Origin of the sequence: Mesorhizobium sp. M7A.F.Ca.US.005.03.1.1 (assembly GCF_003997975.1) — a bacterium.
GTDB lineage: Bacteria > Pseudomonadota > Alphaproteobacteria > Rhizobiales > Rhizobiaceae > Mesorhizobium > Mesorhizobium ciceri.
On sequence record NZ_RZRO01000153.1, the window covers coordinates 1 to 10,278 of the forward strand.

Annotated in this window: 10 protein-coding genes; 5 read left to right on the forward strand and 5 right to left on the reverse strand. The window is 59.0% G+C overall.

From position 1 onward, the window contains the following. Nucleotides 1–205: 205 nt before the first annotated feature. Nucleotides 206–436, forward strand: coding sequence for a hypothetical protein (locus EN990_RS33530; RefSeq protein ID WP_127219079.1), 231 nt, complete (start codon nt 206–208; stop codon nt 434–436). A gap of 12 nt (nt 437–448) precedes the next feature. On the opposite strand, the gene EN990_RS33535 is transcribed toward EN990_RS33530, so the two are convergent. The 3 genes from EN990_RS33535 to EN990_RS33545 form a co-directional block, all read right to left on the reverse strand. Further along, nucleotides 449–1,243: a sugar transferase gene (locus EN990_RS33535; protein WP_024505420.1), complete on the reverse strand. Its 795-nt coding sequence runs from the start codon at nt 1,241–1,243 to the stop codon at nt 449–451. A gap of 166 nt (nt 1,244–1,409) precedes the next feature. Beyond that, a complete protein-coding gene (locus EN990_RS33540; protein WP_127388544.1) occupies nt 1,410–3,227 on the reverse strand; it encodes a GNVR domain-containing protein in 1,818 nt (605 codons plus the stop codon). A gap of 173 nt (nt 3,228–3,400) precedes the next feature. Next, nucleotides 3,401–3,736 carry a hypothetical protein gene (locus tag EN990_RS33545; protein WP_127366462.1) on the reverse strand — a complete coding sequence of 112 codons (336 nt, stop codon included), beginning with the start codon at nt 3,734–3,736 and terminating at the stop codon, nt 3,401–3,403. A 214-nt stretch (nt 3,737–3,950) separates the two neighbouring features. Between EN990_RS33545 and EN990_RS33550 the strand changes: the two genes are divergently transcribed. Together EN990_RS33550 and EN990_RS33555 are read left to right on the forward strand one after the other, a co-directional pair. Continuing rightward, nucleotides 3,951–4,190, forward strand: coding sequence for a hypothetical protein (locus EN990_RS33550; RefSeq protein ID WP_127326026.1), 240 nt, complete (start codon nt 3,951–3,953; stop codon nt 4,188–4,190). Between the two features lie 13 nt (nt 4,191–4,203). Beyond that, entirely contained in the window at nt 4,204–6,510 is a 2,307-nt protein-coding gene (locus EN990_RS33555) for a mannose-1-phosphate guanylyltransferase/mannose-6-phosphate isomerase (protein ID WP_127366461.1), read from the forward strand. Between the two features lie 101 nt (nt 6,511–6,611). Here the strand turns inward: EN990_RS33555 and EN990_RS33560 are convergent, their stop codons facing one another. After that, a complete protein-coding gene (locus EN990_RS33560; protein ID WP_024505424.1) occupies nt 6,612–7,484 on the reverse strand; it encodes an FkbM family methyltransferase in 873 nt (290 codons plus the stop codon). Between the two features lie 380 nt (nt 7,485–7,864). Between EN990_RS33560 and EN990_RS33565 the strand changes: the two genes are divergently transcribed. After that, nucleotides 7,865–8,146 carry a hypothetical protein gene (locus tag EN990_RS33565; protein WP_024505425.1) on the forward strand — a complete coding sequence of 94 codons (282 nt, stop codon included), beginning with the start codon at nt 7,865–7,867 and terminating at the stop codon, nt 8,144–8,146. A 162-nt stretch (nt 8,147–8,308) separates the two neighbouring features. Further along, entirely contained in the window at nt 8,309–9,010 is a 702-nt protein-coding gene (locus EN990_RS33570; protein ID WP_024505426.1) for a Crp/Fnr family transcriptional regulator, read from the forward strand. Nucleotides 9,011–9,378: 368 nt separating this feature from the next. Here EN990_RS33570 and EN990_RS33575 read toward each other — a convergent pair. Beyond that, nucleotides 9,379–10,278, reverse strand: a 900-nt coding sequence (locus tag EN990_RS33575; protein ID WP_164766206.1) for a tetratricopeptide repeat protein, incomplete at its 5' end; no start/stop codon positions are given.

The following is a 10,278-nucleotide window of genomic DNA, read 5'->3' on the forward strand; positions in this document are numbered from 1 at the left end:
CTGCTGTTCCACACGGAAAACCGCCGCGCACCTTTCTTTGAACTGGTTCGCTTCAAGTTCAATGATCTGGCCGACCATGCTAGCAATTTCCGGCGGCACTTGCCTTGCACTTTGAGGCCGCATATCAGTGGGCACGCTGACGATGCCTTCCCTGCCGCAGTGAGGCGATCAGTTCCTGCGGGTATCACTGGAGATGTCGGTGCTCATGAGTGTAATCGCTATATCGGCGGCAGGCGTTCTGATGGGACTGCGCTTCAAGGCTCCTGCGCTGATCGCGGCGACTGCGCTGCTTGTGGTCGGAAGCTTTGCCTGGAATGGGCTCGGGTTGCCGGGCTACGTGACCGTCACTAAGTTCCTGATACTGTCATTCGTCTTGGCTGGCGCCTATATCATCGGTCTGTCCCTGTCCGTCCACCGGAAGCGCAAGGAAAGGTGACACGGCGGGACTTCAGGAAGCCCGGTCGAAACGTATGACTGCGAAAACCGTCCTGAACAGGATCACGATATCGAGCCAAACCGACCAGTTCCGCACATACTGGCAGTCCAGCTTCACGCGGTTGGCGTAGTCCATGCTGCTTCTTCCGTTCACCTGCCACAGACCGGTGAGCCCGGGCTTTGCCCGAAGGTATTCCCCTAAGTGGTCGCCGTAGCATTTTAGTTCGTCCTTGACGATGGGCCTTGGACCCACACAACTCATGTCGCCGCGGATGATGTTGAACAATTGCGGGAGTTCGTCGAGGCTCGACTTACGCAGCATCCACCCAAGCACCGTGACGCGGGGGTCGTTCCTGATCTTGCGGGTCTCCTCCCATTCCAACCTGACTTGAGGGTTGCTGTCGAGAAATGACTTCAGAACTTCGTCCGAATTGGTGACCATCGAGCGGAACTTGTAGCAATCGAATGGCTTTCCGCCAAAGCCGATGCGGCTATGCGAGAACACTGCTGGGCCTCCTGCCGTCATCCTGATCAGCAGAGCAACGACAATCATTACCGGCGCGGCAACCATAAGCGCCGTGAATGCTACTACCAGATCCATGATGCGCTTCAGGAGACCGCCCACAGGAGGGTTCGTCGTTCCCAACCTGAGCGCGGGCGAAAGGTCCGTCAACACTGCCCCGGCACCGTTGTTGTCGGATGCGGGAAGGACGTGCAGGACTGCCGTTCGGCTGTCGGACGGGATAGGCAGAGATGGCTGAACCCAGATCGGGGCTGCCTGATGTGACTCGAAGGCGTTCGTTGTCATGGAACAATCGCTGTTTCGACTTGTTGTTGCACTCTTCCAAGGTCGGAGGTTGTCGACAAGAAGGGCAAAGGAGGTAGCGTGACGCTCAGGGGCTATCCCCCTAATCCCAAGGAATGATCCTCCTAGACTTTTTGCAACTTCCGAAGGAGAATGTCTCGCTACGGTTTCATGCTTTGCGGCGCTTGGGCGCGCGGACCCTGGCCAAGAGTACGCCTAGTATCGGGGTCCTGCAGGCCTGCAACGTCTTGACAAGTTCCTGCAGCGTCTGGACCTGTGTCTTGCCCCACTCGGCAACGATCACCACGCCGTCCAGGACAGATCCGACAATCAGTTCGTCGGCACCCGAGGCAAGCGTCGGCAGGTCGAGTATGACAATGTCGTAGGCAGGAAGTCCGTTGGCGGCAAGGTCACTAGCGGCTAGCTCCGAGAGGAACGCCTCCATCTTGCTAGGCGCCAGGAGGTGTCTGGCGTCCACGGTCGAACTGGAAAGGATGTCGAACGGCCGCCCCGCAGCACGAACGATGTTGAGACGGACAGGGTCCTGGCACGGTAGGTCGAGGGCTCCCGACTGGCTCAGAAGCCGCGAGGGGGTCATGGTCGGGCGCCGGATGTCGGCGTCAATCACCAGCGTCTTCAGGCCCGACATCGAGTAGAGCGTAGCGAGATTGCTGGCCACCGAACTCTTCGAACCGTCGTTGGATACGGCAGTCAACCCAAGAAACCTGATCGGGCGGCTGGTTTCCGCAAGGCTTATCTCGGTTCGCACTTTTCTCAGGCTATGGCTGTATCGGGATTGCGGAGATCTTGCCACTTGGTCGACAAGGCCCGATCTTCTGCCGATCGGTGGCAGTTCTCCGAGGCATTCGACGCCCAGATTGTCGCGGATCTGTCGTGGCGACCTTATGGTCCAGTCAAACGCGTGCCTTACAAACGCAAGTCCAATACCGAAAATGAGACCGGCAACCACCGCGAAGGCCAGCATCAACTTCGGCCTTGGAGCGCTCGGATTGAGCGGCGCCGTCGCAGCTGTGATGACCCTTGCATCGGCAACCGGATACGACTGTTGGCTTACCGAGTTGGTGTAGGCCTGCAAGAAGCTCTCGTACATCTTCTGGTAGGTTTCAGCCGTCACCTCAAGTTCTTCGAGCGTCGGCTCAGCACTCGTCCCGTCTGCTTTGGCTTCAATGCCGACGCTGTAGTCGTGCCGTGACCGGAACTGCTGCGCTTTTGCCATGGCCTCATTCATTTGAGTTCGCAGCTGCTGAAGCCGCATTTCCAGCCACGCGCCTCCTTCCTTGGCTGCGTCAGTCTTGGTTTCGATCTGCTCACGTACGAAGGCATCGGCCGTGGCGTTCGCAATCCTGGCTGCGCCCTCGGGATCAGGAGAGGTGAAGGATATGTCAATCGCGTAGGAAACGCCGACTCGGCGGACGTCGAGGCCGTTGCGGAAAACCAACATGCTCCGACGGAACTTCTGAAAATCGGTCAGCATGGGGGGTGCGGCAGGCTCGCTAAGAGCGAAATGCTGCAGCCAGGCGCTTTTCCGCAGCCCCAAGGCCTCAAGCAGGACAGCTCCGGTCTTCGTCAATCTGTCCCGCAAAGTCGGAGACTGGGAACGATTGAACTGCGCATCGTCGACGAGTTTCAACTGGTCGAGCACCATCGCTGCGATTTTTTCCGACTGCATTACAGCGATCTGGCTTTCCACCTGGGCAGTATCCAGTGACAGATCCACTTCGCCGCCCTCCTGCAGGTGTTGCGGCAATTTCGGCTCGATCAGAATCTGCGCGCTGGCGATGAAAGTTGGGTCGGTGCTCGAATTGTAAAACCCCGCCAACAAGAGAGCCATGGCAAGGCAGGCAATGATAGTTCCAGCGTAGCGGCGCAGAAATTCGGTAATGTCGGAGAGCCCAATGAACTCTTGGCCGGCGGAAGCCTGCTGGTCCGTCATCGAGGGCCATTGATTGGTGAACATGCGATTCATTCAGCTTCTCCTGCAGGCATACGCAGACACCCAGAGCAGCCCGCTCCATGCAGGCGGCCGTTGCATTTGGCCGGTCTTTGCATTGAAAGCCGAGGCCCCGCGATCCCAGACTGCTGCGGAAGATTACTCCCGTGATCCGGAAGGTAAATGCCGCCAATTGGCGTATGCGAAACTTAGGACCCGTGGGGCGGTAGAACGCGCGGCAGCGCTGCTCTCGCGGCGTCGACAAATGACGTCTGCTGTTCCAGCAAGGCCTGCCGTCCGCGGATGATCGCCAGGTTCTGCTCGAGAGTACCGATCTGCGCGGACATGCGTTCGGGACTCTCTCCATTTTCCATCGCTTCCAGGGCGAACGCAGCACAGTCCGTGAACCTTTCCACGCAAGGGCGCAGTGCCGCGATTTCCTTCTCGATGTCCATCTGAATGACCTCCAGAAGACTGGTCAGGCGACCGAACCGCCGTTGGTCGACATTCTGGCCGAATGGGAACCTGAATGCGGTCAGCGGCATGTTGCAGCCATCTTTCTCGTTGCACGCGAGAGGGGACGCACCTTGCAGAATACAAGACTCTCATGCTTGCACGAGACATCCTTTCGGTCATCGGCGGGCATGCTCATATTGGATGAGGGGTGGCAGCTAGGGCGATAGGGCTACTCGAATTCATGAAGGCGGCCACGTGCGGCGCGTGTTACGACTGTTGGCGCTAAACTGCGGAGCGGAAATCGTGACCGTGAACATAGTCGGACACGCGAGTCCAAACACATTCGCCTTCAAAACCAGTGCTCCGATCAAAGCCACGGGCTTTCAGGACGGCACCTGGGGCCTGGGCGTCGTCGAACAAAGCGGAGATCGTCCTGGTTGTGGAAAGCCTGTGTCGCCAGAGCGGCGCCGAGAGATACTCGAGGCTCTCGATGGCGTGCTGGGCGGCAATCCAGAGGTCGGAGCCTACAACCAGACATTCTGAGAGGAATTGGACCATGTCTGACCGGATCGTAAGTTTTGTCATGAGCGGGGGGGTCGGCTCACGGCTGTGGCCGCTCTCGCGCGAAGACAACCCCAAGCAATTCCACGATCTTTCGGGGGATGGCTCTATGCTTGCCAAGACTGTTCGTCGCCTTAAGGCGCGGCCGGACGGAGAGACGCCGATCTACCTGATAGCCTCCGAACGGCATGCCGAGCGCGTTATCTCGGACCTAGTACCGCTCGGCCTGAACGGCGGCAGACCGATCTTCGAGCCGGTCGGCCGCAATACCGCGGCCGCCGTCGCCATAGCCACCCTGCAAACGATCTCCGAATATGGAGCCGACGCCCTTGTGCTCGTGGTCCCCTCCGACCATCAGATATCGACGACAACGCAATTCTGGGAAACCGTCAAGGCCGGCGTGCCTGCCGCCGATTCAGGAAAGATCATCGTGTTCGGGATCAAGCCGACGCATCCCGAAACCGGATATGGTTACATCGAGACCACGGCAGATGCTGACGCAGTAGCCTCGGTTTCGCGCTTTGTCGAAAAGCCGAACGCCAAGTCGGCTCGCAAATACATGTCTTCGGGACAATTCTACTGGAACGCCGGCATTTTCCTCTTTCGAGCCGACACCATGCGGGAGGCTTTTCTCGAGTTCCAGCCCGACATCTGGGACGCCGCGGAACGGGCTTACAAGGGAGCGCGGACCGACGTCTCGGGCCTTTATTTGACACAAGGCTTCTACTTGGCCGTCCCCTCGACCTCGATCGACTACGCAATCATGGAGCATGCGCGCGACATCGCAATGGTTAGGGCCTCGTTCCACTGGACCGACCTTGGCTCATGGCAATCCCTAATGGAGGCCAGCCCCACGGACAGCAACGGCAATGTCACAATGGGCGATATCGTCGCCATCGATTGCCAGGACTCTTACTTCAGAAGCCAGGGCAGACTGCTGACCGTGGTCGGGATGAAGGATGTTGCGATCGTGGCGACGCCAGATGCGGTATTCGTCGCACCCGTCAGCCACAGCCAGAACGTGAAAAAAATCGTCGAACAGCTGGAGAAGAGCGGGCGCCTCGAAACGAAATTTACTGCCTCCGAAGACCGGATCATCATCAGTGGCTCATGGCGCAAGCGCGTGGAGCACTGGCTCTTCGAAGAAACCCTGCCGCTGTGGTCCACCGCTGGCGTCGACGATGTTTACGGCGGCTTCCATGAGGCCCTGGGCTTCGATGCGAGGCCATTGGGCAAACCCAAGCGCATGCGCACTGCGGCTCGCCAGATTTACGCTTTCGCAGTCGCCAAGGAACGTGGCTGGACTGGTCCGGCGGACAAACTCATCGAACACGGTATCGACTTCATCGCAAGATTCGGCCGCACGAACCGCGGCGGGTGGGTGCGAACTCTCAATGCCAACGGCAGCGTGGCCGACCCGACCGAGGACGCCTACGACCATGCCTGCGTGCTCCTGGCGCTGGCTCAAGCTCACCGATGCGGACACCACGATGCCCTGGAACTGGCACAACAGACGTTTCGTTTCATCGACGCCCACCTCGAGCACGACAGTCTGACCGGGTTCCTCGAGAGCCCCGGCTGGAACGGTGCGCGGTCTTCGAACCCACACATGCACATGCTGGAATCATTTCTTGCCTGGTATGGCGCCACGGGCGACCGTGAATATCTGCGTCGGGCAGCACGCATCATCGATCTCTTCCGGAGCCATTTCTTCGACCAGGAAAGCTGGACGGTTGGGGAACGTTTCGACGCCGATTGGTTGCCGTTGCAGGGAGATGAAGGACAGTGGACCGAACCGGGGCATCACTTCGAATGGGCTTCGCTCCTTGTCGATTTCGCACGAGCGAGCGGCCAGAAAGACTTGGTCGCCTACGCAAGGAAGCTCTATTCATCGGCGGTCGCCAGTGGATTGAACCGGACAACAGGTCTGGCTTTTGCTGCCGTATCGCGGCAGGGAATCCCTCTCGACCGGCTCTCCCGCAGCTGGCCGCAATGCGAAGCCGTCAAGGCAGCCGTAGCCTTGGATGGCATTGGCGGGCCTGACCTGAAAGCTGAGATCGAAGCCCGTGTCGCGCGCCTGTTCAGATGGCACATCGATCCCGCGCCGCTTGGCTTGTGGATCGACAGGATTGACGAGCGCGGAAGGTCACTGGCAACGGAGGTGCCGGCGAGCATCTTCTACCATCTGGTGACGGCATTGATGCAGTATCTGGACAAGACCGCGGGCCAAGTCGAACCTTTCCCGCTTCCTGCTTCGGACGTGAGCAAGACGGGTTTGAGGCAGGTACTGGGTCGCTCCTGATGCGACGATCCTGAGATACGGTGTTCGTGCCGAACCGTAGTTGGCGAAGGTCGTCTACACCGAACCTTGACGACCGCAGATATCGGCTCCTGGCGCGGCCGCTAAGGCACAGCCTTGGCCGCGCGCACCGGCAACGCTCGCTTTCCCCCGGTCGTCGGCCGCCGTGAGGCTGCCGGTGCTGCCAGGAGTTCCGAGGCAATGAATATGAGGTTCTCGCCGTTGACGAGGCTGTCGATCTTCCTTCCGCTCAAAAGCGAGTAGACGAAAGTGAGGCAGCCTCGGCCGGGAAACATAAAGTCGTGTGGTTCCACGATGATGCACGGCACATGCTTGAGGACCTTGCCGCAGTCTCGCGTTGCCTCCAGCTCCGCGCCTTCAATGTCCATCTTAAGCATCAGCAATTTCGCCTTGGGCAGTCTGGCAAGAAGGCCCCGTAAGGTGACCGACGGCACGCCTTCTCCGTCTGCCACGCCCCGTGCCCACGATGGGCGCTCGCTGTTGACAAGTGCAACTTCGCCCTCGTGGCACCAGAGTGCGCCGTAAACAGACATAATCCGCTCTAGACCGGCGCAGTTCGAGAGTAAGACTTCATGCGTTTGGCGATCCGGTTCGATGGCCATCACCACAGCATCAGGATACTGGTCTCTGAGGAAAATCGACGAGTAGCCAACGTTAGCGCCGGCATCCACGATAACGGGTATGATCCCCCTCCGTCTCCATCCTGCCGCGAGCCGGTTGAGCGCGCTCTGTCCACCCTTTCCAATTTCATATTCGCCGTGCCCAAAAATTTGTGACATGACAAACAAGTCGCTGTCGGTAGGCCTGATCAGCAATTCATGATCGCCACAGCGAACTTTCATCGCCGAGCCGATCCCGAGTGCGCGGCGAAGGAGTACTGAGACCAGTTTCCTCCAGCCGATGGCGCGCGCGAGCCCGTCAATGTGATAGAGCTTGGCGTAGAACGTCCGGTTCATCGTCGCAGTATCACCTGAGGATGTGCCAATCTCCATACACCCTTAGGGAGTAGCCAGGCCGGCTCGCCACCGAAGCAAATTGCCCGCACACACCCCCCGCATGCATATTCCTGCCATCATGCCCTCCCCGGTTCGGTCGTAGGCATGCTTCCTGCGCCGCTTATCAGCAAGGTACCGCAAGGTGATAGGGACGTCGTAGCTACGGCAAATTCGGTAGCACTTGCCTCTGTGTCGCTGCCTCAAAGCGGGATAGTATGCTTTGGGAAGATGCCTGACGCCACATTGAACGACCTCTCCCGATCATGGAAATGCGGTTAATTCGTCAAGGCGTTGTAACTTTGAGACGTGAACCATCTTGTCCGAACGGTTGAGACGCAACGATGGCCAAAAAAAAAGTCCGTGCGAGACCCAGCAGTGACCTTCTGAAACTGCTTGCCACAAGGCCTAGAGCGGTGGCGCTTGCTGCGCTGCACGTGAGTGAATCCGTGCTGCTGGAACTCGAAGCGTCCGAGCTTTTGTCAGCAGCAGAGATTAGAGGGCTACTTAAGGACGCGTCGATGACGTTACGAAATGCCGCCGAGCAAGCGGACAATCGCAGCTGCCTCGTCGCCAGCGAAATAGTCGATTCCATGCGGGAAAATTTCAAGAGAAATAAGACTTAACCTGTCGCCATCGGCCGACCGGGAAAAACTTGTTATCTTCAACCAAAACTGCCGTTGCCACGTCATCGATAGTGCATTGGAGCATATTCTTCACATCAATTTTAATGTACGGTGTATGCGAGGGAGGTAGTTCGGGCAGTAGTTGGGCGGGGTTGCTTCTGAATGACGCCACATCCATTTTTGCGCGGGAATGAAAAACGCCTGTCGTATGAGGACGATACGGCGCTGATCAAAAGGCTGGGATTCACGCCGAAGCGCTATCTGGCGGAGACGGTCATCGTCAATCAGGGCGAGGATTGCGATCGCATGTTCATTGTCGAGTCGGGCTGGGGGTGCATTTCTCATGAACTTGCCGGCGGGCAGCGACAGATTCTAGATTTTGCACTGAAAGGCGACATCGTCCTACCTCAGTCCTACTCGGGCAGGGCTCTTGAAACGTTTGTGGCTCAAACCGAAATTTCAGTTCTGGTGGCTTCGACCAAGACATTTGCCGTTGCGGCCATGCAGTCGCCCCATCTGTTCTCCCTTGTTCTCGAAACCCTCGTGCACAATGCAGCGGTTGTCGCTCAACATCTGACCAATGTGGGACGACGCAGCGCCTTGGCGCGGACGGCGCATCTCTTCCTCGAACTGATGACGCGTCTGGAACGAATCGGCTCTGTCACGCGCAACAGCTATGAATGCCCTCTCACCCAGTACGATCTGGCGGACGCACTGGGACTCACTCCCATTCATGTCAACCGGATGCTGCGGGAACTGCGCGAGCGCAAGTTTCTCGAATTTCGGCAGGGCCACGTTCGTGTGCTCGATCAGCAGGGCCTGACTAAGTTTGCTGGATTCGAGCAGGAATATGTCGACGGTTGAGACGTCCCGGCATGCGATGGCAAGCAATCTTGCTCCCCGGTAGCGGCCATCGGGCAAGATCGAGGACGGGCTTTTCCGGGCAGCATCCACTTTCCGGCGGCGGATCTGTTCCGTGTGGCCCGCTCCCTATCCCGACTGGCGTCCGCTGGCCAGGCGCCGGCCAATTCAATCTCGGTTTCTTGGCGCGATCTCTTCGCGGTTGCCTAAACGACACCGTCCTTGGCGTCCCGCTGCAGCGGCGAGTCCGCTCGGCCCAATTTAAGGACCACAATCAGGAGCGATAATTGGCGCTCGGTGCTCGGATCCTAAACAGAGCGTAGCTCTTCCACCAGACCTATGGCCCCCGCAGAGCCAGCCTTCGAGGCAAACTATGAGAGTTCATTCGCCGCTTCCTGAACACCCTGCGCAAATGCTCGCTCGAGCCAAAGGCGGCCTGCTACCGGGTTGTGTTCCCCGGCACGACCATTGCAGAGATAGCCCCCGAGCATGAGTTGGGCATAGCCATGTCCCCGCTCGGCGGCGGCCGCGAACCATTTCTGCGCTGCGACCGGGTCGAAGGACAGACCTTGGCCATTCGCGTACTGGGCACCGATCGCAAACATAGCCCCGGCGTGCCCGGCTGCGGCTGCCCGCTTGAACCACTGCGCGGCAGCCTGAGGCAAACAGGCGCCGCCACGTCCGTTGAGAAGCATTTCGGCAAACGCCACCTGCGCGTCGACCATGCCAGCATTGGCCGCCCGCTCAAACCAGCAACGGGCTTGTTTCAGATCGGCAGCCACGCCGCGCCCATCCTGAAGCATTCGCGCGTAGGCATATTGCGCATCGGCCACGCCTTCGGCTGCCCGCCTCACCCATCGGGCAGCTTGCTCCTCGTCCTTTCGCACGCCGACGCCCTCGGCAAAGCAGAGGCCGAGGTTGAACGCTGCAATCAGATCGCCCGATGAGGCGGTCGCCTCGAACCATCCAGCGATGCTGGCGCGGTCGCCAGGCTCGCCTGCTCCTTCGATAACCAGATTGGCAAAGTCGACCTGCGCTTGCTGATTTCCCGCATTTGCGGACGTACGCAGCCAGCGCGCTCCCTCTTCGACGTCCCGTGCGACTCCGTTTCCGGAAAGATAAAGCGATGCCAACGCACGGGCAGCAGCCTGATGGCCGGCATTTGCCGCCCGTCGGTACCATGTTGCGGCGTCCGCATAGTCTGGCGGCGAACTCTTCACATGCCGATCGCCCAGACGATAGGCTGCCTCAATATTTCCTGCCAATGCGGC

Coding starts and splice junctions, on each gene's coding strand:
- EN990_RS33530 (WP_127219079.1), top strand. CDS start 206: ATGAGTGTAATCGCTATATCGGCGGCAGGCGTTCTGATGGGACTGCGC.
- EN990_RS33535 (WP_024505420.1), bottom strand. CDS start 1,243: ATGACAACGAACGCCTTCGAGTCACATCAGGCAGCCCCGATCTGGGTT.
- EN990_RS33540 (WP_127388544.1), bottom strand. CDS start 3,227: ATGAATCGCATGTTCACCAATCAATGGCCCTCGATGACGGACCAGCAG.
- EN990_RS33545 (WP_127366462.1), bottom strand. CDS start 3,736: ATGCCGCTGACCGCATTCAGGTTCCCATTCGGCCAGAATGTCGACCAA.
- EN990_RS33555 (WP_127366461.1), top strand. CDS start 4,204: ATGTCTGACCGGATCGTAAGTTTTGTCATGAGCGGGGGGGTCGGCTCA.
- EN990_RS33560 (WP_024505424.1), bottom strand. CDS start 7,484: ATGAACCGGACGTTCTACGCCAAGCTCTATCACATTGACGGGCTCGCG.
- EN990_RS33565 (WP_024505425.1), top strand. CDS start 7,865: ATGGCCAAAAAAAAAGTCCGTGCGAGACCCAGCAGTGACCTTCTGAAA.
- EN990_RS33570 (WP_024505426.1), top strand. CDS start 8,309: ATGACGCCACATCCATTTTTGCGCGGGAATGAAAAACGCCTGTCGTAT.